Annotated in this window: 27 protein-coding genes; 14 read left to right on the top strand and 13 right to left on the bottom strand. The window is 66.7% G+C overall.

The features are described 5' to 3' along the window. Positions 1–225: 225 nt before the first annotated feature. Positions 226–1,398: a glycoside hydrolase family 16 protein gene (locus AC57BR_RS15615; protein WP_496362124.1), complete on the bottom strand. Its 1,173-nt coding sequence runs from the start codon at positions 1,396–1,398 to the stop codon at positions 226–228. Positions 1,399–1,790: 392 nt separating this feature from the next. Here AC57BR_RS15615 and AC57BR_RS15610 point away from each other — a divergent pair, with 392 nt between their 5' ends. Next, a complete protein-coding gene (locus AC57BR_RS15610) occupies positions 1,791–2,477 on the top strand; it encodes a DNA alkylation repair protein (protein ID WP_496362122.1) in 687 nt (228 codons plus the stop codon). Positions 2,478–2,505: 28 nt separating this feature from the next. Here the strand turns inward: AC57BR_RS15610 and AC57BR_RS15605 are convergent, their stop codons facing one another. Then, positions 2,506–3,876, bottom strand: coding sequence for an ammonium transporter (locus tag AC57BR_RS15605; protein ID WP_496362120.1), 1,371 nt, complete (start codon positions 3,874–3,876; stop codon positions 2,506–2,508). A gap of 402 nt (positions 3,877–4,278) precedes the next feature. Between AC57BR_RS15605 and AC57BR_RS15600 the strand changes: the two genes are divergently transcribed. The 3 genes from AC57BR_RS15600 to AC57BR_RS15590 all read left to right on the top strand — a co-directional run bounded on the left by AC57BR_RS15600 (position 4,279) and on the right by AC57BR_RS15590 (position 5,273). Continuing rightward, positions 4,279–4,551: a hypothetical protein gene (locus AC57BR_RS15600; protein WP_496362118.1), complete on the top strand. Its 273-nt coding sequence runs from the start codon at positions 4,279–4,281 to the stop codon at positions 4,549–4,551. Between the two features lie 8 nt (positions 4,552–4,559). Further along, complete coding sequence (locus tag AC57BR_RS15595) at positions 4,560–5,000, top strand: DUF1810 domain-containing protein (protein WP_496362116.1); 441 nt, start codon at positions 4,560–4,562, stop codon at positions 4,998–5,000. Between the two features lie 96 nt (positions 5,001–5,096). Further along, on the top strand, positions 5,097–5,273 hold the full coding sequence (locus tag AC57BR_RS15590) for a CsbD family protein (RefSeq protein ID WP_496362114.1): 177 nt from the start codon (positions 5,097–5,099) through the stop codon (positions 5,271–5,273). 97 nt (positions 5,274–5,370) lie between these two features. On the opposite strand, the gene AC57BR_RS15585 is transcribed toward AC57BR_RS15590, so the two are convergent. Further along, a complete protein-coding gene (locus AC57BR_RS15585; protein WP_496362112.1) occupies positions 5,371–5,880 on the bottom strand; it encodes a metallophosphoesterase family protein in 510 nt (169 codons plus the stop codon). Between the two features lie 41 nt (positions 5,881–5,921). Here AC57BR_RS15585 and AC57BR_RS15580 point away from each other — a divergent pair, with 41 nt between their 5' ends. From AC57BR_RS15580 to AC57BR_RS15560, 5 genes are all read left to right on the top strand, one after another. Beyond that, a complete protein-coding gene (locus AC57BR_RS15580) occupies positions 5,922–6,440 on the top strand; it encodes an NUDIX domain-containing protein (protein WP_496362110.1) in 519 nt (172 codons plus the stop codon). Continuing rightward, positions 6,430–6,780 (top strand): TraR/DksA family transcriptional regulator, encoded by a 351-nt coding sequence (locus AC57BR_RS15575; RefSeq protein WP_496362108.1) that lies wholly within the window; start codon positions 6,430–6,432, stop codon positions 6,778–6,780. The genes AC57BR_RS15580 and AC57BR_RS15575 overlap by 11 nt, the downstream gene beginning before the upstream one ends. Positions 6,781–6,863: 83 nt before the next feature. Further along, positions 6,864–7,052 (top strand): DUF1918 domain-containing protein, encoded by a 189-nt coding sequence (locus AC57BR_RS15570; RefSeq protein ID WP_496362106.1) that lies wholly within the window; start codon positions 6,864–6,866, stop codon positions 7,050–7,052. 8 nt (positions 7,053–7,060) lie between these two features. Further along, positions 7,061–7,540 (top strand): hypothetical protein, encoded by a 480-nt coding sequence (locus AC57BR_RS15565; protein WP_496362104.1) that lies wholly within the window; start codon positions 7,061–7,063, stop codon positions 7,538–7,540. Then, a complete protein-coding gene (locus tag AC57BR_RS15560; RefSeq protein ID WP_496362102.1) occupies positions 7,498–9,315 on the top strand; it encodes a DUF5671 domain-containing protein in 1,818 nt (605 codons plus the stop codon). The genes AC57BR_RS15565 and AC57BR_RS15560 overlap by 43 nt, the downstream gene beginning before the upstream one ends. 22 nt (positions 9,316–9,337) lie before the next feature. Here the strand turns inward: AC57BR_RS15560 and AC57BR_RS15555 are convergent, their stop codons facing one another. From AC57BR_RS15555 to AC57BR_RS15530, 6 genes are all read right to left on the bottom strand, one after another. After that, complete coding sequence (locus AC57BR_RS15555; protein ID WP_496362100.1) at positions 9,338–10,042, bottom strand: endonuclease/exonuclease/phosphatase family protein; 705 nt, start codon at positions 10,040–10,042, stop codon at positions 9,338–9,340. A gap of 181 nt (positions 10,043–10,223) precedes the next feature. Continuing rightward, positions 10,224–11,792 carry a carbohydrate-binding domain-containing protein gene (locus tag AC57BR_RS15550; RefSeq protein ID WP_496362098.1) on the bottom strand — a complete coding sequence of 523 codons (1,569 nt, stop codon included), beginning with the start codon at positions 11,790–11,792 and terminating at the stop codon, positions 10,224–10,226. Between the two features lie 44 nt (positions 11,793–11,836). Next, the gene (locus tag AC57BR_RS15545) at positions 11,837–12,631 is read right to left on the bottom strand and encodes a polyphosphate polymerase domain-containing protein (RefSeq protein ID WP_496362096.1); all 795 of its coding nucleotides are present in this window, start codon (positions 12,629–12,631) and stop codon (positions 11,837–11,839) included. Next, positions 12,628–13,317, bottom strand: coding sequence for a DUF4956 domain-containing protein (locus AC57BR_RS15540; RefSeq protein WP_496362094.1), 690 nt, complete (start codon positions 13,315–13,317; stop codon positions 12,628–12,630). The genes AC57BR_RS15545 and AC57BR_RS15540 overlap by 4 nt, the downstream gene beginning before the upstream one ends. 25 nt (positions 13,318–13,342) lie before the next feature. Further along, positions 13,343–14,422, bottom strand: coding sequence for a GtrA family protein (locus AC57BR_RS15535; protein WP_496362092.1), 1,080 nt, complete (start codon positions 14,420–14,422; stop codon positions 13,343–13,345). A gap of 9 nt (positions 14,423–14,431) precedes the next feature. Continuing rightward, on the bottom strand, positions 14,432–15,469 hold the full coding sequence (locus AC57BR_RS15530) for a phosphodiester glycosidase family protein (protein ID WP_496362090.1): 1,038 nt from the start codon (positions 15,467–15,469) through the stop codon (positions 14,432–14,434). Positions 15,470–15,623: 154 nt separating this feature from the next. Here AC57BR_RS15530 and AC57BR_RS15525 point away from each other — a divergent pair, with 154 nt between their 5' ends. Then, positions 15,624–16,427: a thioesterase family protein gene (locus AC57BR_RS15525; protein ID WP_496362088.1), complete on the top strand. Its 804-nt coding sequence runs from the start codon at positions 15,624–15,626 to the stop codon at positions 16,425–16,427. A gap of 46 nt (positions 16,428–16,473) precedes the next feature. On the opposite strand, the gene AC57BR_RS15520 is transcribed toward AC57BR_RS15525, so the two are convergent. Then, on the bottom strand, positions 16,474–16,857 hold the full coding sequence (locus tag AC57BR_RS15520) for a DUF2177 family protein (protein ID WP_496362086.1): 384 nt from the start codon (positions 16,855–16,857) through the stop codon (positions 16,474–16,476). A 16-nt stretch (positions 16,858–16,873) separates the two neighbouring features. On the opposite strand from AC57BR_RS15520, the gene AC57BR_RS15515 reads away from it, so the two are divergent. Further along, on the top strand, positions 16,874–17,623 hold the full coding sequence (locus AC57BR_RS15515; RefSeq protein ID WP_496362084.1) for a lipoate--protein ligase family protein: 750 nt from the start codon (positions 16,874–16,876) through the stop codon (positions 17,621–17,623). 18 nt (positions 17,624–17,641) lie between these two features. Here the strand turns inward: AC57BR_RS15515 and AC57BR_RS15510 are convergent, their stop codons facing one another. Further along, on the bottom strand, positions 17,642–18,004 hold the full coding sequence (locus tag AC57BR_RS15510) for a VOC family protein (RefSeq protein WP_314192090.1): 363 nt from the start codon (positions 18,002–18,004) through the stop codon (positions 17,642–17,644). A 160-nt stretch (positions 18,005–18,164) separates the two neighbouring features. Between AC57BR_RS15510 and AC57BR_RS15505 the strand changes: the two genes are divergently transcribed. Beyond that, positions 18,165–18,416: a hypothetical protein gene (locus tag AC57BR_RS15505; protein ID WP_496362082.1), complete on the top strand. Its 252-nt coding sequence runs from the start codon at positions 18,165–18,167 to the stop codon at positions 18,414–18,416. A gap of 110 nt (positions 18,417–18,526) precedes the next feature. Here AC57BR_RS15505 and AC57BR_RS15500 read toward each other — a convergent pair whose 3' ends face one another. Further along, the gene (locus AC57BR_RS15500; protein WP_078028863.1) at positions 18,527–18,784 is read right to left on the bottom strand and encodes a mycoredoxin; all 258 of its coding nucleotides are present in this window, start codon (positions 18,782–18,784) and stop codon (positions 18,527–18,529) included. 102 nt (positions 18,785–18,886) lie between these two features. Here AC57BR_RS15500 and AC57BR_RS15495 point away from each other — a divergent pair, with 102 nt between their 5' ends. Beyond that, positions 18,887–19,636 carry an SOS response-associated peptidase gene (locus tag AC57BR_RS15495; RefSeq protein WP_496362080.1) on the top strand — a complete coding sequence of 250 codons (750 nt, stop codon included), beginning with the start codon at positions 18,887–18,889 and terminating at the stop codon, positions 19,634–19,636. 78 nt (positions 19,637–19,714) lie between these two features. On the opposite strand, the gene AC57BR_RS15490 is transcribed toward AC57BR_RS15495, so the two are convergent. Further along, positions 19,715–20,134, bottom strand: a complete 420-nt coding sequence (locus AC57BR_RS15490; RefSeq protein WP_496362078.1) for a VOC family protein — start codon at positions 20,132–20,134, stop codon at positions 19,715–19,717. Between the two features lie 14 nt (positions 20,135–20,148). Between AC57BR_RS15490 and AC57BR_RS15485 the strand changes: the two genes are divergently transcribed. Beyond that, on the top strand, positions 20,149–20,475 hold the full coding sequence (locus AC57BR_RS15485; protein ID WP_102972334.1) for a chorismate mutase: 327 nt from the start codon (positions 20,149–20,151) through the stop codon (positions 20,473–20,475). The last annotated feature ends 5 nt before the right edge of the window (positions 20,476–20,480 follow it).

The following is a 20,480-nucleotide window of genomic DNA, read 5'->3' as shown; positions in this document are numbered from 1 at the left end:
TGGGCTACGACAATTAAGGGCCGATCAGGCACCAGATGCGGGATGGATCCAAAAGTTTTTTTGAGTTATCTGTGAGCAAAAACCAGGTAGCAGCACAGGGCGTTCCCAGCGCTCAGAACGCCCTATGCTGCCACCCAGATGGGCGGGGCAGGTCAAAGGAATGAGGGGGCATTAAACAGCGAAGGGTGCCCGCATTGAGCGGGCACCCTTCGTGACAGGCGGGCTTTACTTGTAGACGCGCACCCAGTCGACCTGCATCTGGGAAGGCGTGAGCCGGGAACCGTCAGGGAACCAGTCGAGCTGCAGCGTCTGGTGCATGCTGCCGGAAGGCTGGTGGGCCGGGTTGGTGTCAGTGAAGGTTTTCACGCCGTCGATGTAACCGGTGATGCCGGCGGGCGTCCATTCCACGGCGTAGTTGTGCCACTGGGTGGTGTCCACTGCCTTGGCGGAGTAGGTCTGCTTGCTGCTGCCGCTGCATGCATAGTGCAGGAAGAACTTCACCAAGGCCGTGTCGGACGTGCTCTCGGCGTAGTCGATCTCGGCGCAGGTCGATGACTTCGTGTCGGGCCACAGGATGAGGACCGGGTGGTATTCGGGATCACGCTTGTTCGTCTTCATACGCGTTTCCCAGCGGCCGTACTTCTGCCTGGCGAACTTCGCTGACATCCCGCCGGTGGTTCCCGCCGAGTCACCGCTGACCGTGGCCACGCCGTTGCCCACGGACCAGGCCTTGGGGCTGCGCAGGCCGTTGCCCGCATGGCCGGTGCTGTTGTAGACGCTCCACTTGGTCCCGTCCGGGGCTCCCGTGTAGTTGAACTCGTCACCGGCGACGACCGAACCCCAGCCGAGGGTGCTGGCAGCCTGGGTGCCGCTTCCCGGCGTGGACGCTGCTGGAGCGACGGCCGCCGGAGCAGGAGCGGGCTTGGCGGGAACCGCCGGTGCCTTTGGCACCGCGGCCTGGACGGCAGCGGCCTGGACGGCAGTGGCGGGGGCGGCGGGGGCGACGACGGCGGGCGCCGCCTTCACCGGAGCGGCGGCCTGAGCGGTGGTCGCCTCCAGTGCAGCAGCCTTGGCGTCAGCGGCCTTGGCGGCGCTCTCCTTGGCTGCCGCGGCCTTCGCCGCTGCAGCCTTCGCGGCGGCAGCCTTCGCGGCGGCAGCCTTCTTGGCGGCAGCAACTTTCGCTGCCGCAGTTTTGGTGGTACTCGACGACGAGACAGCCGACGCCCTCTTGGCGGTAGCAGTGCCCGTGGACGACGGGACGGCGGCCTGGCTGGCGGAGGCCGATCCCGCAGCGCCAGCAGTCTGCCCGGCGGCCTGCTCCGCGGAGGGAGTGAGGCCGCATCCGGTCAGCGAAAGCGCGCCGATGCTAATGGCAATGGCTATGTTCTTCTTAAGCAAAAGACCCCTCCGGGCAATCGGCTGCCGCGCAGAAGGCAGCCACAATCTAGGCGGTAAAGAAAAGCGCGAAGCAATTCTGGGCCCCGGTCGACGGGGCCGGAGCGGCCGAGGTGCCGCCCTGCGCATCCGGAGCCCAGCGCTGGCCTCCGGGACCCCAGCGGGGCCGTCCCTGGTGGAACAGGCGCCAACGTTACCTGATCGTTACCAACGCCCGCAAAACGCCGGGAAGTCAGCGGACAGGCCGTCCAGCCATTTCCCTGAACTGACCTGCGGGAACACTTTTATGACGCGGACCGGAAACAAGGGGGCCGGCCGGCCTTCAAAGCGCGTCGACACGTCGCCTGGGCGGGAGTTGGACTGCCCGGTGCCTGGCCGGAAAGAATGAGCGGGTGATGAGTGCTGCCGGCGAATTCGTGGATGCCACCTTGCAGCGTGAGGCCTCGTGGTACCGGGCCGAGGAGTTGCGTCACCGGCTCGGCAGCAGGATGCAGTACTACGGTGCATCGGTGGGCGCTGTGCGCGGAACGGTGCGTGACGCTCTCCGCCGCCATGCCGGGCTGGCCCACGACGAGGTCACCGCCCTAAGTTCCGAACTGTGGGAGGTGCCTGTTTACGAGCGGCGCCTGGCCGCCGTCGTCCTCCTGCAGTCCAAAGTGGAGCTGCTGACCAACTCCGACCTGACCCGCATTGAGGGCTTTGTGCGGGACGCGCGAATGCCGTCGCTCGTCGACCCGATCGCCGTCGACGTCGTCGGTCCGCTGGTGGAGGGGCTGGAGGGCCAGCCGCGTGTGCGGGCCGACGCGGTGCTGGACCGGTGGGCGGCGGACCCGGACGTCTGGCTCCGCCGCGCGTCCCTGATGGCACCGCTGCGGGCCCTCCGGGCGGGAGTTGGTGACTGGGATGGGTTTGTCCGCCGCGCCAAAATCGCCTCGGACATAGCGCCGGCGGAGACAACCCCGGCGGAGACAAACCCGGACAGGCCACCGCAGGACAGCGGCCCTGACCGGGAAGCCATTGACGCCGTGCTGGACGCCGTTGCGGAGCGTAGGCCGGAGCTCCGGCTCACCTTCCGCCGCTAGGACCCAGGTCCCGCGAACAGCGGAAGTACTAGACGGAAACCGGTGCGGGCTGCAGTTCCTCGGCCGCCTCGGAGGAACCGGCGTCGTCCGCGGCCTGGGTGGCAGGCGTGCCGGCCGGGCGAACGGCCGGAGCTGCAGGGATGTGCTGGCGGAGCGGGTGGAACTGGCTGTGGCCCATGCTGCCGAATTCGTAGGCGCTCTCGGCATGCTCGGACCGGTCGACGCCGGCAACTTCAGCCTCATGGCTGACCCGGAAGCCGATGGTCTTGTGAATCGCGAGACCGATGATTGCTGTCATCAGCCCGGAGAGCGCGAGCGTAATGAGAACGGCGACCGTCTGGGCGATGAGCTGCTGGACACCGCCGCCGTAGAAGAGCCCCCCGCCTTCGCCGTCGACGGGGAGAGCGATGAAGCCGAGGGCGAGGGTGCCGACCAGGCCGGAGCCCAGGTGCACGCCGACAACGTCCAGGGAATCGTCGAAGCCGTACTTGAACTTCAGTTCGACGAACAGCGCCGAGGCCACGCCGGAAACCAGGCCCAGGCCGATGGCGGCCACTGGGCTGATGTTGGCGCACGACGGCGTGATGGCCACGAGGCCGGCGACGGCACCGGACGCTGCGCCCAGGGAGGTGGGGTGGCCGTGGCGGATCTTCTCCGTGAGGAGCCAGCTCAGCATGGCCGCGCACGGCGTAACCAGGGTGTTGACCCAGATCAGGCCGGCCTGGTCCGCGGTGGTGGCGGCGCCGCCATTGAAGCCGAACCAGCCAAACCAGAGAAGGCCGGCGCCGAGCATGATGAACGGGACGTTGTGCGGGCGGTGCCCAGGGTCCTTCCCGAAACCGTGGCGCTTGCCGACGATCACGGCCAGAACCAGCGCGGCGATGCCGGAGCTGATTTCGACGACGGCGCCGCCGGCAAAGTCGATGACCTGTCCGAAGATGGCGGTCACGGCTCCGCCCTGGCTCATGAGGCCGCCGCCCCAGACCATGAAAGCGAGCGGGCAGTAGACAGCCGTGATCCAGAGCGGCACGAAAAGGACCCAGGCGGTGAATTTAGCGCGGTCGGCGATCGCGCCGCTGATGAGGGCCACGGTGATGATCGCGAAGGTTCCGGCAAAACCGGCCTTGATCAGGTCGGGCGTGCCCATCAGCCCGCTGAGGCCGAAGCTGGCGAACGGGTTGCCGAACAGGCCGAGAACACCTTCGCCGGTGCTCATGGAGTAGCCCCAGAGCACCCAGACCACGCCGACGATGCCGGCGGACACGAAGCTCATCAGGATCATGTTGAGGGAGGCCTTGGCGCGGGTCATGCCCCCGTAGAAGAGGCCCAGTGCCGGGGTCATGAGCAGCACCAGTGCCGCCGACACCATCATCCAAACGTTCGCCGCAGTGATTTCCACGCGCTTTCCCTTCCCAGGAACTCATCCTCTCCGCGGACCGCTGATGCCGGCGCCACGCCCCTCATTGATATTCGTGGATTCATGTTTCGGGTCTGGGCGTGGCAAGTTACACGGGGGTTTCAAAAATCGCGTCAACGTAAAGCCCGCGTGACTGCCATGTTTCTGATTTGTTAACGGCACCTCATGGCCGGGTGTTCATTACCGCTGACGTTGCAGCCTTTTGGCCGGAACCGCGGGACGAATCCGGTGGGCGGCCCGTGAAAGCTGCCCATGGAAGGCCCCGTTACCAATACATGAATGAAACATATCCACGTCCGGGTCCACTGCCGGGCTTCATGGTCAGGCCCATGGTTTCCTGCCGGACCTGTTGACCGGATCTGAGCGGGGCCGCCACCATGGGATATGACTGAATCTGCAGCTACCGGCGATGACTACTTCACTGAGAATCCGCATGCGGATGTTGCGGCGGAAGCCGCTGATCCGGCGGCAGGGACGGACCGCCCTCATGCCGTCGAAGACATTGCCGAGGAGGTGCGCGATGAGATCCGGCTGGGGCATGTGGAGGACGACGTCAGCCATGTCCTCAAGGAACGCCTGGACGGCGCCGGCATCAGCATGCGCCCCGAGGACGTGGACAGCCTCGCCGAGGACATCGAACGGGACGTTTCCAGCTAGGTGCCGCCATGAACGACCCGCATAACCTTGAACGGTTCGTCACTGCGCAGAATGACGGTGCCACCTACGCCCAGGCTTTAGGGGAGCTCAGCGCAGGCAGCAAGCGCAGCCACTGGATGTGGTTCGTCTTTCCCCAGATTGCCGGTCTGGGTCAAAGCGCCACCTCCAGAAAGTACGCCATCGCATCCCTTGATGAAGCCCGGGCATACCTGCAGCATCCCGTGCTGGGACCGCGGCTGATCGAGTCTTCCACCGCGGTGGATAACGTGGACAACCGCGGCGCGGCCGAGATCTTCGGCGGCATCGATGCCCGCAAGCTCCAGTCCTCCATGACGCTGTTCCTGCGGGCGGCGCCGGAGGAACAGGTGTTCCGGCGCGTTCTGGAACACTACTTCGGCGGGGAAGCCGACGCCGCCACCGACAGGCTGCTCGCAAGCACGGCCAGGTAAGTGGTAGCTGCCCTTCACCCGGATAGGTGCCCGACCTAGACTGGGAGCACGAGCCGGCCTGCACCCAGCGGGCTGCGCAGACGGAAGGACAGTGGCATGGGTCTGGACGACAAAATCGACAATGCAGCCGAAAAACTTGGCGGCAAGGCCAAGGAAGGTGCGGGCAAGGCCAGTGACGACCCGGGCCTGGAGGCCGAGGGCAAGACTGACCAGTCCAAAGCCGATCTGAAACAGGCCGGTGAAAAGGTCAAGGACGCCTTCAAGAAGGACTGACCAAACAGATCACAATTCTGACGCTCCGTCTGTTGCGGAGATCCGAAGGGAGTCCCGCCGGGAAACCGCGGCAGGGCTCCCTTTCCTGTGCGGCCAGTCACGGGCCGGTGGCGACCTCCACCAGTTGGACGTCACCCAAGCGGCCGTTCGCGACGACGGCGGTCATGTACGTGCACACAGGCTGCCGGCGGCGGTCCGTGGGGGAGCCGGGGTTGAGCAGGCGCAGCCCGCCGGGCGCCACCGTGTCCCAGGGAATGTGGGAGTGGCCGAAAACCAGGACGTCCGCATCCGGGAAAAGGGCTTCGCAGCGCTGCTCCCGGCCGTTCGCCTGTCCGGTCTCGTGGACCATGCTGAACCGGACGCCGTCGAGCGTCACGCTGGCCGTCTCGGGTAAGCGCCGCCGCAGCTCGTCGCCGTCGTTGTTGCCGTAAACGCCGATCAGCCGCCGGCTGCGCCGTTCGAACTCGTCGAGCAGATCCGGGCTGACCCAGTCACCCGCGTGGAACACCACGTCAGCGTCCTCGACGGCCGTCCACACCTGTTCAGGCAGTGCCCGGGCGCGCTTCGGGACGTGGGTGTCGGCAACAAGGACCAGGCGCAGGCTCATCGAAGCATCTTCCCATGGGGGAGATGGGGCAGACTTGGACGATGGAGAAAATCGTCCCGCCCTCACCCGGTGATCCCCGCCGTCCCCTCGGCCCCCGCGACCCGGGCGATGCCTGGGTGGAGGGCGACCGCGGACGGTTCTGGGGGCGCTTCGGATCTGCCGGCCTGCTGGTCCATGATGCGGAGAAGGGCGTCCTGCTGCAGCACCGCGCGACATGGAGCGACCACGGCGGAACCTGGGGGCTTCCCGGCGGAGCGCTGCACCAGGGCGAGGACGCCGTGACGGGCGCACTGCGGGAGGCCCACGAGGAGGCGGCCGTTCCCGAACAGAACGTCAAAGTGCTCTTCACGTCCGTGTTCGACGTCGGCTACTGGTCCTACACCACCGTGGCCGTGCGGGTACTGGAACCGTTCGAACCGGCCATCAGCGACCCGGAGAGCATCGAGTTGCTGTGGATTCCCGTCGAGGAGGTGGCCGGCATTAACCTGCATCCTTCCTTTGCCGCCTCCTGGCCGGAGCTGCGCGGCAGGCTGCTGGACGGCGCCAACCATGGACACTGAGAAGTTCCGGCTGCTGCTGGAAGAGGAGCGGGCGAGAAAGCTCGCCCTCTTGCCGGCCCTGCGCGCAGACATAGCCTCAGCCAATGCCGCCCGGCACAACTCCAACGTCGACGACGAGCATGACCCCGAAGGTGCAACCATCGCCTTTGAGCTTTCGCAGGCATCGGCACTCCTGGACCAGAGCCGGTCCGGACTGGCGGAGGTGGACGCCGCCCTGGAACGGATCGACGCGGGCACGTACGGAATATGCACGGTGTGCGGAGAGCAGATCGCCGAAGGTCGGCTTGAGGCCCGTCCCTGGACCCCGTTCTGCATCCGCCACACGGGCGGCCGGGCCTAATCCCGGCTCCGCTGCCGAGGAAGCCGCGGAGCTGTTCCCCCGGAGGGAAGAGCATCGTACTCTAGGGCTGGGAGGTGATTGCCATGCAGGCAACCCAGGGAGACCGCATCATCATCCGGGGCAGGACAGTGGAGTCCACGGACCGTCACGGTGAGATTCTGGAGGTCCGGGGCCCGAACGGAGCGCCGCCGTACCACGTCCGTTTCGACGATGGCCACGAGACCATCCTGTACCCCGGCGGCGACTTCACCGTCGAGCACCACACCACCTAGCTGCCCGGATGACAGCACCGCCACGGCCCGACCGGACCCTGATTTCAGTCCTTGCCATCATTGCCGGTCTCGTCGCCGTGGCGCTCGCCGTGGTCTTTTTCCGCGGCGGGCCTCAGCCGCTTGCCGAGAGTACGCCGGCGGGTGTGGTCCAGCGGTATGCTGCCGCCGCCCTTAACAATGACCGTGCCGCGGCAGCACGCTACTCGACGGACGGACGTTTGGGGACTTCGTACCCGGACAGGCCGTGCGTGCCGGCGGACCGGCTTGCGTCAGGCACGCTCCGGGTCACGCTGGCCTCCACCATCGAGCACGCCGACACAGCGGAGGTGCACGTCGTCCTGACCACGTACAACGGCAGCGGTCCGTTCGGGACTCCCGAATACGAGACCGAGGCCGTGTTTGGCCTGGAACGGGTCAACGGCACCTGGCTCGTTGCGACCGCCCCGTGGCAGCTCACCATCTGTCCGGTTCCGGCGGCAAAGCCGTGAATGGCGGCAAAGCCGTGAGTACGGTCCAGCCCGGCACACTCGGATCATCGTCGCCGGCATTGTCCACCGTGCGGCGACTGGTGGTGTTTGTACTCCTCTTCGTCCTCGTTGTGATTGGCGCGTCCGGCCTGGCCGGCCTGCTTGAGCGGCTGCTAGCCGTGGGCGCAGCGCTGGCCGGGAACGACGTCGGCAGCCTCGCCCGGTCCCTCGCGTTCGGCCTGGTTGGCGGGTGCATTGCCGCTGTTCTGTGGTGGCTGGTCTGGCGGCGGCAAGGGGCGGAAGCGGAGCGCTCGTCTGTTGCCTGGGGACTCTATGTGGCAGGCGTCTACACCGTTGCCCTCGTCACCGCTGTCACGGCCTTGCTCGGCGCTGCGTCCCAGCTGTTGGGGCTGCTGGCCCGCGCCCCATCCGGTGTGGCGGGTGCGGGCGGGGTGGTTGAAGGAACGGAATGGCGCTCTTCCCTGGCCACGGGTGTGGTGTGGGCAGCCGTCTGGGCGTGGCACCGGTGGATGTGGCAGCACCATGCCAAGGGACCGCGCCGGCTGGAGACCGTCCCGGCGCTCGCAGGGTCGGTGTTGGGCCTGCTGATATTGGCCGGCGGGGCTGTGACCGCCCTCGGCAGTCTTCTCGACGCGGCCCTGCGGGGGCTGGCAGGTACCCAGGACGTGGGACTGCCCTGGTGGGTTTCGGCGCTGCAGTCCCTCATCTGGGCCAGCGGCGGATTCGTGGTGTGGTGGTGGCATTGGATCCGCGGCGAAGCGCGGCGCCTGGCGTCACCGCTGGCCAACGTGGCCGCGGCAGTCTTCGGTGTGCTTGGCGGCTGCATAACGGCAGTGGCCGGAGCCATCACGGTGGTGTTCGTGCTGCTGCGGCTGGTACTGGACCACTCCGAAGAGATGATCCGGCTGGTGGATCCCCTCGGGCCCGCGCTGGCCGCGGCAGCTGTCGGAGCCCTCGTCTGGCGCTACCACGCGGTGCTCACGGCCGCGCGGTCGGAGCAGATGCGGGGGACGGGGCTGCTGCTGGCATCCGGAGTAGCGCTGATCGCCGCGGCCTCCGGCGTGGGAATTGTTGTCAACGCGGCGCTGGGCTTTGCCGAAACAACCCTGGCGGGAACGGGCACGCGCACGCTCCTGCTGGGCGGCATCAGTGCCCTGGCCGTGGGCGGGGCCCTCTGGTGGAGGGCGTGGCAGCCGGCGAACCCCACCGCTGCCGGACGGCGCATCTACCTCGTGGCTATCTTCGGGATCAGCGCCGCGGTGGCGCTGATCGCCCTGCTGGTGGTCGGTTACCAGGCCTTTGAGTATCTGCTGGACCCGGAGCGCTTGGGAAACCTGGTGGGTCGGATCCGGGCACCGCTCGGACTCCTGACCGCCACCGCGCTCGTGGCCGCCTACCACTACAGCATCTGGCGCCGGGAGCGTGCGGCGCTGCCGCCGGACGCTGGCCCACTGCAGGACGCCGGACCGGTGCGGAGCGAGGGACGCACCATCGGGCAGGTGGTCCTGGTGACAGGCTCCGATCCCGCTCCGCTGACACATGCCATCCGTACAGCCACCGGGGCCGACGTGACGGTATGGCTGCGGTCCGGCCCCACAGCGGGACCGCACCCCGCGTCCGACGGCGGTGCTGCCGCCGCCTCCGCAGGCAGGGCACCGGATCCCGGACAGATAATGGCGGCACTGGACGGCGTGAGCGCTGAGCGGGTGCTGGTCATCGTCGGGCCCGACGCCCGGATCGATGTCATCCCGGTACGGGACCACCCAGTCCCATGACGGACGCCCCGACACGGAAGCCTCAGGAAACAGGCTGCCCCTTGATCGGAGCCCGGTCCGCGCCGTATTCAGCCGTTACGAGGATGGGCAGGTGATCCGACTTCCCCCGGGGCAGCGTTTCGACGCTTTCAATGTCCAGGCCCAGTGACGTGGCAAAGTCGAAGTGGCCCTTGAACACCTTGTACCGGGTGTAGGTCCTGCGGTTGCTCAGGGACAGGGCGTAGCCGGAGTTCTTCATGTGCGTGTCAAGGCTCTTGGTGAAGAACGGGTAGTTGAAGTCGCCCACCATCAGAGTCATGAGCCCGGTGCCCATGCTCAGCAGTTCGGCATGCGCCGCATGGATCTGCTTGCGCCGCAGCGAGTTTGACGCGGTGAGCGGGGCGGCGTGGAACGAGCCCACCACCAGCTCATGGTCGGTTTCGTTGTCCACCATCCGGGTGCCGATCAGCCGTTCGTGGGCCGGAGCCATCACGCGGTCGTGCATGGACTTCTTCAGGGCGAAGGTCTGGGTATCCAGTGCCGTGAACCGGTCAGTCCGGTAGTAAATGGCCAGGCCCAGCCTGTTGCCCTTCGTGTAGTCGGCCAGGTGAAGCGGGCCGAGCGTGTCAGGCAGATCGGATGAGTCACACTCCTGAAGGCAGAGGACGTCTATCCCAAAGTTGCGGGCCAGACTCATCAGTTCGCCACTCGCCTTGTGCTTACGGAGGTTGTAGCTAATAACTCGCATCAGTGGAACACCTCTTCCGAGGGCTGCTAGAAGGACCAGTTTCCGAGTCTACCCAGATCATCATATGGAGGTCCGGACATTAAGCGCGCGTCCGGCGGGGCAAAAATATGCCGCGCCGGACGTGCGCCGGATTCCGCAGGATGCTGCGTCCTCTGACCTGCCGCCTGCTACCTGCCCCCTGTTACCTTCCGCCGGGGCCGTGTCCCTGGGTGTATTCTCCTGCCGTGACCGTGCCAAGCTCCGTGGCGCCGTCGAGCGAGCCCTCGCCCAGTCCGGACTCCGTCTGCGCCGTGCCGCCGGTGTGCACCGTGTACTGCTTGCCTGCTTCGATGGCCGACGAGGAAAAGACGAGCGAGCCGGTGGCTTTGGTGGTCACAAACGTGGCCACGAGCTTGCCGTCGGCGCCGGCCAGCTGGACGGTGGTACCCGCCGGCACGGTGGAGGCGAACGTGACCTGCACACCTGACTGGGTGGAGCTTGTTCCCGGGGTGACAACCATGCCGGCGCTACCTGCTGCCGCCACGGTTCCGCCACTCACTGCCAGCTCGCCGTTGACGTCCAATGCGCCGTTGCCGCTGCTTTCGGGCCCGTTGACCACCACGGTGCCGCCCGAGATGGAGGCGTTCCCGTTGGAGTCCAGGCCGTCGCCCTCGGAATTGATGGTGAGGGAACCGCCGGAGATGTCCACGGAGTAGTCGCCCACTGATTCTCCGCCGCCGGGCCCGCCGCCCATGCCGCCACCTGACTGGGTTGCCGTTGAGGCGCCGCCGGAGGCGTTCACGCCGTCATCCGAGGCGGTCACCGATACTGTGCCGCCACTGACGGCGATGTGCTGGGCCTCGAGGCCCTCGGCGGATTCGGATACCGTTACGGTGCCGTTCGCCATGGCCAGCTGGTTCTGCGCCTTGATGCCGTCGTCCCCGGCGCTGACGGTGAGCTTGCCGCCATTGACAAGCAGCCAGCCGCGGCCGTCGTCGGTGTCGTTGTCCGATGTGAAGCCGTCGCCTCCGGCCGTTATCTGGTAGGTGCCGTCCAACAGTACGGCGTAGTCCTTGCCGCGGATGCCGTCGTCGGCGGCTTTCACGGTGACGTTGCCGGCGGCCAGGACCAGGCCGTCCTTGGACACGATGCCGTCGTTGTACTGGCCATTGACCTCCAGCGAGCCTGTCCCGGCAAGCGTCAGGTCGGCCATGGAGTAGACCGCCGCATTCGGGGCGTCGGTGCCCTGGTCCGCGTACGTTGCGGCGTCCTTGATGGAGTTGGTGCTGCCTTCATCGAGGAACAGGATGGCCTCGTTGGCGCTTTGGACGACGAACGGGGATCCGGTTGAGCTGGCGAGGGTTACGCCGTCGAGGATCACGCGGACCACATCCTCTCCGCCGGCAGCGATGACCACCTTGCCGTCGCCGAGTGCACCGGAGAGCCGGTAGGTTCCGGCGGCTGTGATGGTGACGGTGCTGCCGTCGACCTTTACTCCGGCGGCGGAGCCCGCCACTGTGGAGGCGCCGTCCTTGAGCGTGACGGCCACTTCCTTGGCCGCATCCCAGGTGAGGTCGTCGGCGTCGTAATGGGTGTCCTCGGAGATCGAGGCTGCAGTCACCATCTGGGCGCCGGACGTTGAGCTGGTGCCGGTTTGGCTGGAGGTGCCGGCCGTACCACTGGAGACGGTGCTGCCGGAAGCGGAGCAGCCGGCCAGGGTGAGGGCCAGGGCGAAGGCGGCCACGGAGAAGGTCTTGCTGAATTTACGCATGGGTGGTTCCTCTGGAGGTCTTGGGGGCGGAAAGCAGGGGTGGATCAGGCTGCGGGTGCCAAATGCATGCTGTGCCGGAGCGTCCGGTTCCAGCGGTTGGCGGGCAGGTGGGGGTGCAGTGCGGCCATGCCGGTGGCGAACTTGGAGATCCTGGACGGCCGCACACCGTGTTGCCACAGGTGCCTGTCCAGGGGTCCGGCGGCGGATCCGGATTTGGTCTCGAGCACTACGCTGCCGGCAAGAACCCACGGTTTGCCGTCCCCGGTCTGCCAGGTGACGTCCGAATCGATCGTTGCGCGGCTGCCTGATTCCGGGAGGTAGAGGGTGGTCCGGCGGTACCGGGTTTCCAGCACGGGACCGAGGGTGCCGTCCGGAACGTCGCCAACGGTTGTGGCCAGGGTTTCGTTGACGTACTCGAGGCCTTCGGCGGTGAGCCGGGACCGGTCCGCGGTGTCGTAGGGGATGCGTTCCTTTACCGTGGCCTCCCTTGTTCCTTCGGTCTTGACCTCGAGGAAACTGGTGCCGGTGTCCGTGTAGGTCCGGGTGCGGATCTTGTAGCGTCGGCGGCGGCCGCGGGCCGCCAGCATGTAGCTGTCCAACTGCGGGGTGTCGAAGTAGACGGAGTCGTAGGCGAAGGACCTGAGGCCGTCTATTTCGAGGACGCGGGCCTGGCCGCCGAAGGTTGCCAGCACCTGGCGGGCAGTCGCGGCGGGAACCACGTACTTCCGGTCCATCCGCGTCTGCAGGGCGGCTTCGGCGTTGAGCTCCTCGAGTCCGATCGGCGCCAGGGCGGCAAGGTTCATGAACATTGCCTCCTCGGCCATGTGTGTTGTGCTCATGCCGCACCTGCCGGGGCGGGAGCCTGCGGTGCGGGAGCCTGCGGCTGAAGTTCTTGGGGAGCCGGGAGCGACTCGTGCCACGCCGCAGGGCTTCCGGCGGCGGTGTCCAGACTGGTCAGACCGTTCAGCCGGGATCCGCGGCCGGAGAGGCAGGCGTAGCGGACATCCACGGTGGTCTTGTCGTTCACCAGGTCCAGTTCCTGCACGGTGACGGTGTGGACCTTCGCGGCGAGCAGCTCCTCCAGCCGGGCGGTGAGTTCGTCCTCGCGGGAGATGGCGCGGTCCAGGACAACGGTCTGGTGCCGGTAGGCGGGAAGGACCCGCTCGTGGTCGCCGACGAACATCACGCCAAGCACCAGGCCCATGAGGGAGAGCGTCAGCCATACCGGTTCGACGCCGATCCCCGAGATCAGCCCCAGGGCCAGGGCGGAGAAGTAGTAGGCCACCTCGTGCTGGGCCAGTTCAGTGGAGCGGAGCCGGATGATCGAGAGGACCCCGAAGAGGCCCAGCCCCAGTCCCAGGCCGGCGGCGGAGCCGGAGAGTGCTGTGGCAACGGCCAGGACGCCGATGTTCATCCCGAGGTAGGACACGGCCAGGTCCCGGCGCCGGTGGCGGCGGACGTAAAGGGCGAAGGTAAGCACGCAGATGGCGATGACGTCTGCGGCGATAAGTATCAGGTGGTTCATGGGGTTCTCCGGGTCTCGTGGTGGGCTACTTGTTACGATTCACGGCCAAGCTGTGCCGGGGCTGTGCCGGAACAAGGTCTGGTTTATGACCTTTGGCGAACAGGAACCGCTGCTGGATGGCGTAGCTCACGGCGAACAGGGCGGCTTCGGTGAGCAGCTTGGCCGGCAGGTCTGCGACGCCGGCACCTGCGAGCGCCTTCAGAAGCGCGTAGTTCGCCGCCAGCAGGCAGAGCGCAAGGGCGAAGTACCTGGCGGCGGTGGCTCCGGCAGGTTTCCCGCGGCCGTGCTTGAACACCAGACTGCGGTTGATCAGGAAGTTGGCCGTGGCGCTCAGGCAGCGGGCGCCGGCGACTGCCGCCAGGACCGAGTCGGTGGCCGCGCTGAGGACAAGGAAGGCGACGGTGTCGATCAGGAAGCCGGCGAAGGACGACAGCAGGAACTTCAGCAGCGGGGCATAGATGCGCACCGAGTCCGCAAGCGGCCGGAAATGCGATCCGGAGTTGTGGTCCAGATAGATGGTGGCGATGCCCACGCTGGCAGTGCGGTACCCGGCGGCTTTGGCCTCGAGCAGGAGGTTCAGTTCGTATTCGTAGCGCTCGCCGCTGACTGTCAGGAGCCAGGGCAGCATGGCCGCCGGGTAGCCGCGCAGCCCGGTTTGTGTGTCGGAGATGCGCTCGCCGGTGGCCAGCCGGAACAGCAGCCGGGTGGCGGCGTTGCCGAAGCGGCTGCGTGCAGGTACGTCGCCGGCGAACGTGCGGGCGCCGAGCACGATGGAGGTGGCGTCCGTGCCGGCGAGCTCGGCGACGCGCAGGATGTCCACGACGCTGTGCTGGCCGTCGCTGTCCGCGCACACCACATCCTGGCCGGGGAACCAGTCCAGGATGAAGCGGAAGCCGGTCTTCAGCGCGGAGCCCTTGCCCCGGTTCGCGGGATGGCTGATGACGTACGCGCCCGCCCGGCGGGCGCCGTCGAAAATCTGGCAGTAGGCCGGACCGCTGCCGTCATCCACCACGACCAGGGTGAGTGCCGGGTCTGCTGTGTTGATGGCATCAATCAGTTCGAGGAGATGGGTGTCCGGCTCGTAGGCAGGGATCAAAATGATCATGGCGGGACCTCACTTGCCGATGTAGAGGATGTCCGAGGTGCCGCGCTCGCGGTTTGCACCCAGCGGGTTGTTGACCCGTGCGCCGTTGAAGTACATGGTGGAGGAGCCGCCGCCGTCGAGGTTGTACGCCGTCTCGGCGCCGAGATCCTTCATGATCTGTGCCATTCCCGTCATGGTCACGCCCGCGCTGTAGCCCGGGCTCCGGCCGTCAACCACCACGAAGACCAGGTGGTTGGTGCCAATGAGCCCCACGGCCGTCCGCGGCTGCTCGCCCTGGATGGAGTGGTTGCCGAAGTTCGTGTCCACCTCGACGTCCTCGATGCCAGCCACGACCTGGCTGTCCTGGACAATTGCCGGTCCGAAGGACAGGGTGTTCCAGACGCCGTCGGCGACCAGCTGTTCGGCGGTGGTGGCGGTTTCGTCGTAGACCTTCACGGTTCCGTCCCGGTAGAACGCCAGCCCCTGGCGGGCGCCCTCGTCCCGGTAGACAACACCGTTGCGGATGACGATGCCGGTGTCCCGGAAGCCGTAATAGTCGCCGTTGATGGCGAAGATGGCGTTGTGGGCGGCCGCGATCTCCGAGGTGGTCTGGGTGATGTTCTCGCCGAAGCTGTCGTTGGCGAACGCGGACTTGAGCGTCGTCGCATCGTCAAGGACGACGTCGGCAACGTAGTAGGTGACCGTGCTGTCGCCGCTGCCGGTCACCACGGTGGAGATGTTGATGTTGGCGCCGTCGGCCGCGTACGAGGTGTCGGTAACGGCGGCGGACGAGCCCACCGTCGTGGCCTCGGAGGACACGCCCTGGGAAGCCTCGTAGGCGGACACATCGGAGATTTCCACGTGCTGGACCACGAACCGGTCCAGCGCCCAGGCGGTGGCGCCGCCGGCGGAAAGTGTCAGCGCAAGGGCTCCTGCGAGGACGGCCCGGCGCGTCGGCCTGGCTTTGCCGCGCTCGCGGGCTGCGCCGGGCTGCTGGGCGTCGGCGGGTTGGTGCCCCGCTTCGCCGGGTTGATGTTCTGCGGTGGGGGAGTTCTGCGGTGAGGTCATGCATCATTTGTATGGACCGGACTTATGCCGGCCGTGAGCCGCTCATTTGAGGAAGCTGTGAAAGTTCCCGCCCGCGAGGCCTGAGACGGCTCCGCATGCCGGAAGCGATAGAGTGAACCGGGATTAACCGATCACGCTTTTGAAGGAGTCACTGTTGACTGCTGAACTCCCGGAACTCGCCGATGGTGACTTCTACTACCAGGATTTGGGCGGCGGCCGCTTCCGCTCCACCATCCACGCCCAGGGGGCCTGGAACGCCCACGAACAGCACATGGCCCCGGCGTCGGGTCTCCTGGCCGACCGGCTGGACCGGCACGAGCCCCGGGACGACATGCGGATGGCGAGGCTCAGCTACGAAATCCTGGGGCTGATCCCCGGCGGTGAATTCGAAATCGCCACCACGACGCTGCGCCCCGGACGCACCATCGAGCTGCTGCAGGCCGAACTGGTGGCGGCCGGTCGCGTGGCCATCAGAGCCACGGCCTGGCGCATGGTCACCAGCGATACAACTGCGGTAGCCGCCATCGAGGATGGCCCTATCCCTTCCCCGGAAGAGTGCAAGCCGTACGACGGCGCGAGCGTCTGGCCGGGTGGGTACATCCGTTCCCTGGAGATGAGGGTGGCGGAAGGTCACCGGCCGGGCGCCGGGAAGGTGTGGCTGCGCACGGACCATCCGCTGACGGACGGAAACGACAGCACGGACATGGCAAGGCTCATGGGGCTGGTGGACACCGCCAACGGCATCGCCGCGCGGGTGCCGCCGGGCAAGGACAGTTACGCTTTTCCGAACCTGGATCTCCAGATCCACATGTACCGGCGGCCGGAGGGCGAGTGGCTGGGCCTGGACAACGCCGTGTCCTTTGGTGCTGACGGCATCGGCCTCACCTCGACGGTGCTCCATGACCGGTACGGGCCGTTCGGCCGGGCGGAACAGATCCTCACGCTCCGGAAGAGCTGACCCCGCCCGCATGAGCGCAGCCGGCTGGCCAGTGGCCGCTGCCGCTCTAATGGAAAACCAGCCAGCCCGCCACCGTGGCGAGGGCCGTCAGCAGGGCGCCCCACGCCATATCAACGACAATGAGCTGCAGCGGCCAGGTCTTGAGCGTCGCGGCGTTGGTGAGGTCGTAGGTTGCGTAGGCAAAGGCGCCCAGCGCCGCCCCATGGCCGACGGCGGTCAGCCAGGTGCCGCCGTCGAGCGCCGGCCGCAGGGCAAAGAAAACGATGCCGGCAATGTAAATCAAATAGAACGCCACGGCGTACCCTAGATGGGGCCGGTCGGCCAGCAATTCACCGATGTGGCTGCGGTAGAACGGGTTCATGAGCTTGAGCCACACGGCGTCGATCACGGCGAAGGCAGCCGCGACGACCAGAAATTGCAATACGACCATAAGGGAGCTTAGCAACATGCAGCAGGCCGGGGCTGATTCCAGGACTCTGACCCTTGTCCGGCAGGAGCAGTCCCTTGGCGCCGTCCGGGACCTTGATTTTGGGATAGAGCTCCTCGGCAAAGCCCGGGCCGGGGACATCGGACCCACCCTTCGGCTGTACCGGCCCGCACCGACTGTGGCCTTCGGCCAGCGTGACACCCGTCTGCCCGGCTTCGGCACCGCCGCCCAGGCCTGCCGCGACCTGGGGTTCGAACCGCTGATCCGCAAGGCGGGAGGCCGCGCCGCGGCGTACCACGAAGGCACCCTGATCATCGACCATGTGGAGCCGCACAGCGATGCGATCGCCGGCGCCAAAGGCCGCTTCGCATTTTTCGGCGAGATGCTGGCGGGAGCGCTCCGGAGCGTGGGCGTGCATGCCGCCGTCGGCGAGATCCCGGGGGAGTACTGTCCGGGTGAATACAGCGTCCACGGCTTTGCGCCGGTCGCACCCGCCTGTCGGATCAAGCTGGTGGGCACAGCCCAGCGCGTGGTGTCCGGCGCCTGGCTGTTCAGTTCCGTTGTCGTGGTGGAGAACTCGGCGCCCATCCGCGAGGTGCTCACGGCCAGCTACGCAGCCCTCGGGCTGGACTGGGATCCCGCCACCGCCGGCGCTGTCAACGACCTTGTGCCCGGCCTCGACGTGCAGGCCATCGAGGACGCAGTGGTCCGCACCTATGCGGAGTACGCCACGATGGGCCGGGCGGACTTCAGCAGTCTCCGCGCCTAACGCTGCGCCAGGCGGGTTCTACTCGGTGGCCGGGGGGATCTGGCAGATCATCAGGACGTTTCCGTCCGGGTCCCGGAAGTTGAACCACTGGTCGTCGTTGACGTCGGTGAGTTCCACGCCGCGGGTTTTCATGAACGCGTGGGCCGCGTGGATGTCGGCGGTGTTGAAGTGGAACGCAGGAACCTGGAAGACGGCGCCCGGAGAGTAGATCCTGCTGTCCAGGACGAGGCCGGCCCCCTCCATGGGAAGTATGTACAGATGGTCCAGCAGGACCTTGTCATCGGCGGGCACGCCCAACATGCCGCAATACCAGTCGCGGGCTTCCTCGATATCGCTGACGGGGACAAAGACGGTGCCGATCTGCGGGGAAACTGGATTCACAGCAATCCTTTGGAACGCGGGAAGGAACTCGGACTGTAACGCGCCGGACTGGCAAGCGCCAGAAGCGGCACCGGGTCCGGATTTTTCGTACCCAGACCTGTCGATTTCAAACGCAGAGGAGAGGACGATTAAGGAACAGCCGCTGAAAAGGAGGTCGGTGATGTGCTATTCATCGCGGGCGGATTTCGGCTGGGACACCCGAAAGGATACCGTCCGAAAGCCTGAGGCGCACCGGGAACCGGTGCCATCGGAAGCCGCGCCCGGGAACCCGCTGCCTGTGGACCATCCGGAACCCCGGACCCACGCGGACGACACCAGGCTGTGGGCCTTCCTGGCCCGCCGCAAGGAGCCCCGCCGCCAGGAAACCCACGCTCCCAGGCCGATCCCGGACCGGATCGGCGAAAAGGTCTGATCCACCGGAGGGGCCTGAAACAGCAAAGGCATTGGAGCAGCCAAGGCATGGAAACAGTAAAGGCACCGGTATCCGGTGCCTTTACTGGTGAACATACTTCGGCGTCAGCCCTAGGCGGCGAGCCTGCTCTTGACCTCTGCTGCGGACGGGTTCGTGGCAGCGGTGCCGTCCGGGAAGAGGACGGTGGGGACGGTGCGGTTGCCGCCGTTGATCTGCTCCACGAGCTCGGCCGTGCCGTCGACCTCTTCGATGTTGATCTCGGTGTAGCCGATGCCCTGGGCGTCCAGCTGCTTCTTCAGCCGGTTGCAGTAGCCGCACCAGGTGGTCGAGAACATGGTGATGGTGCCGTCTTCGGGGGTAAAGTCCACGGGCTCTCCTCGGATAGATGTGGTCCTGTCGGTTTCCTTCCCCTCAACCGTAACCCGGGCGCCGGTATTCCCCAGCCTCTGTTGCAATGGCATGCTGGTGCCATGTGTGGACGTTACGTCATGGCCCGGGCAGTGGGGGATCTGCTGGCCGAATTCGACGCCGAACTTGAGAACGAAACCGAAATCCCGCCGTCGTGGAACGTTGCGCCCACCGACGGTGCGCCCATTGTCCTGGAACGGCTGATTGATGGTGACACGGTCCGCCAGCTGCACGTCGCCCGCTGGGGCCTGGTGCCGTCCTGGGCGAAAAGCCCGGCTATCGGAGCGAAGATGATCAACGCCCGGAGTGAGTCGGTCCTTGAGAAGCCGGCGTTCCGCAAGGCGGTGCAGTCGAGGCGCTGCGCGGTCCCGGCGGACGGCTACTACGAGTGGAAGCAGGGCGAGGGCCGCAGCAAGCAGCCCTACTACGTCCACCCCCGGGATGAGTCCGCCATCGCCTTCGCCGGACTGTACGAGTGGTGGAAGGACCCGTCCCTGCCGCCGGGTGAACCCGCGCAGTGGATGCTCTCGATGTCCATCATGACGGCGGACTCGCCGCCGGCGGGAACCGAGGGCACGGTGTTCGCCGAACTTACAGCGCTCCACGACCGCGTCCCGCTGCCCATGAGCCGCGAGACCATGGCGGCCTGGCTTGACCCGCAGGTGGACGACGCGGCCGGCCTGGTGGACCTCGTCAGGTCCGGTGTGAAGGACGTAGCCGCGGGCTGGCGGGTGGATTCCGTGGGCAAGGCGGTGGGCAACGTCCGCAACAACTCCCCGGAGCTCATCGAGCCTGTGGAGGCACTCTTCTGAGTTTGCCGTCTGGGTTTGCCCTCTGAGGCTCGGGTCCGGGACAAGCGGACCCGGCCGGAATCAGACCCGGACCTGCCATCAGACGGTGACCTGGCCGTCGTCCACTGTCCACGTGGGGTTGAATGCAATCTCCCAGCGGAAGCCGTCCGGATCGGCGAAGTATCCGGTGTAGCCGCCCCAGGGCTGGGTCTTGGGAGGGGCCACGACGGCCGCACCGGCAGACTCTGCCTGGGCCATCACCTGGTCCACCTGCTCTGCGCTGCCGACGTTGTGGCTGAGCGTAATGCAGGGAACGGCGGCGGGAGCGTCGACGGCGGCCTCGGCCTGCATCTGCCCGGCATCCCACAGGGAGAGGATCAGGCCGTGGTTGGCCTGGATGAAGACCACTTCGTCGGGAACCTCGCGGTGGACCGGCCAGCCCAGGCCGTCCACGTAGAAGCGCCGGGAGGCGGCCACGCTGCGCACTCCCAAGGAAATAAAATCGACTCTGGGCTGCATGGTTCGATACTGTCATGATCATGCCCACAAATCACGGAGACGAGAAAAACGCCCAGGCTGACCGGGAACAGCTCGCCGCCGTGCGGGTCGCGGTGGATGAGGTGGACGAGCAGATTGTCACGCTGATCGCCCGCCGCGAGCGCCTGATTCGCATCGCGGGAACCCTGAAGGGTGACGACGCCGAAGTGCGGGCGCCGGGGCGCGTGGAGCGGGTCATCGAGCATGTGCGCTCGGCCGCCGAGAAAAAAGAAATAGACCCGGATATCGTGGAAAGCACGTACCGGGCCATGATCTCGAAGTTCATCGAGCTTGAGATGAAAATCCACAACGACAACAGCTGAGCCGT

This window comes from Arthrobacter sp. BGA-UO-ETr-C19 (genome assembly GCF_059568005.1).
The sequence above is the reverse complement of the archived record's forward strand: the minus strand, read 5'-3'. Positions and strand labels throughout refer to the sequence as shown.

Bases quoted from the DNA above. Each gene is read 5' to 3' on its own strand.
- AC57BR_RS15540 (WP_496362094.1), bottom strand. From the start codon at position 13,317: ATGAACCACCTGATACTTATCGCCGCAGACGTCATCGCCATCTGCGTG.
- AC57BR_RS15580 (WP_496362110.1), top strand. From the start codon at position 5,922: ATGGAGAAAATCGTCCCGCCCTCACCCGGTGATCCCCGCCGTCCCCTC.
- AC57BR_RS15535 (WP_496362092.1), bottom strand. From the start codon at position 14,422: ATGATCATTTTGATCCCTGCCTACGAGCCGGACACCCATCTCCTCGAA.
- AC57BR_RS15595 (WP_496362116.1), top strand. From the start codon at position 4,560: ATGAACGACCCGCATAACCTTGAACGGTTCGTCACTGCGCAGAATGAC.
- AC57BR_RS15570 (WP_496362106.1), top strand. From the start codon at position 6,864: ATGCAGGCAACCCAGGGAGACCGCATCATCATCCGGGGCAGGACAGTG.
- AC57BR_RS15530 (WP_496362090.1), bottom strand. From the start codon at position 15,469: ATGACCTCACCGCAGAACTCCCCCACCGCAGAACATCAACCCGGCGAA.
- AC57BR_RS15600 (WP_496362118.1), top strand. From the start codon at position 4,279: ATGACTGAATCTGCAGCTACCGGCGATGACTACTTCACTGAGAATCCG.
- AC57BR_RS15550 (WP_496362098.1), bottom strand. From the start codon at position 11,792: ATGCGTAAATTCAGCAAGACCTTCTCCGTGGCCGCCTTCGCCCTGGCC.
- AC57BR_RS15545 (WP_496362096.1), bottom strand. From the start codon at position 12,631: ATGAGCACAACACACATGGCCGAGGAGGCAATGTTCATGAACCTTGCC.
- AC57BR_RS15495 (WP_496362080.1), top strand. From the start codon at position 18,887: ATGTGTGGACGTTACGTCATGGCCCGGGCAGTGGGGGATCTGCTGGCC.
- AC57BR_RS15610 (WP_496362122.1), top strand. From the start codon at position 1,791: ATGAGTGCTGCCGGCGAATTCGTGGATGCCACCTTGCAGCGTGAGGCC.
- AC57BR_RS15590 (WP_496362114.1), top strand. From the start codon at position 5,097: ATGGGTCTGGACGACAAAATCGACAATGCAGCCGAAAAACTTGGCGGC.
- AC57BR_RS15575 (WP_496362108.1), top strand. From the start codon at position 6,430: ATGGACACTGAGAAGTTCCGGCTGCTGCTGGAAGAGGAGCGGGCGAGA.
- AC57BR_RS15565 (WP_496362104.1), top strand. From the start codon at position 7,061: ATGACAGCACCGCCACGGCCCGACCGGACCCTGATTTCAGTCCTTGCC.
- AC57BR_RS15485 (WP_102972334.1), top strand. From the start codon at position 20,149: ATGATCATGCCCACAAATCACGGAGACGAGAAAAACGCCCAGGCTGAC.
- AC57BR_RS15515 (WP_496362084.1), top strand. From the start codon at position 16,874: ATGCAGCAGGCCGGGGCTGATTCCAGGACTCTGACCCTTGTCCGGCAG.
- AC57BR_RS15555 (WP_496362100.1), bottom strand. From the start codon at position 10,042: ATGCGAGTTATTAGCTACAACCTCCGTAAGCACAAGGCGAGTGGCGAA.
- AC57BR_RS15585 (WP_496362112.1), bottom strand. From the start codon at position 5,880: ATGAGCCTGCGCCTGGTCCTTGTTGCCGACACCCACGTCCCGAAGCGC.
- AC57BR_RS15505 (WP_496362082.1), top strand. From the start codon at position 18,165: ATGTGCTATTCATCGCGGGCGGATTTCGGCTGGGACACCCGAAAGGAT.
- AC57BR_RS15520 (WP_496362086.1), bottom strand. From the start codon at position 16,857: ATGGTCGTATTGCAATTTCTGGTCGTCGCGGCTGCCTTCGCCGTGATC.
- AC57BR_RS15490 (WP_496362078.1), bottom strand. From the start codon at position 20,134: ATGCAGCCCAGAGTCGATTTTATTTCCTTGGGAGTGCGCAGCGTGGCC.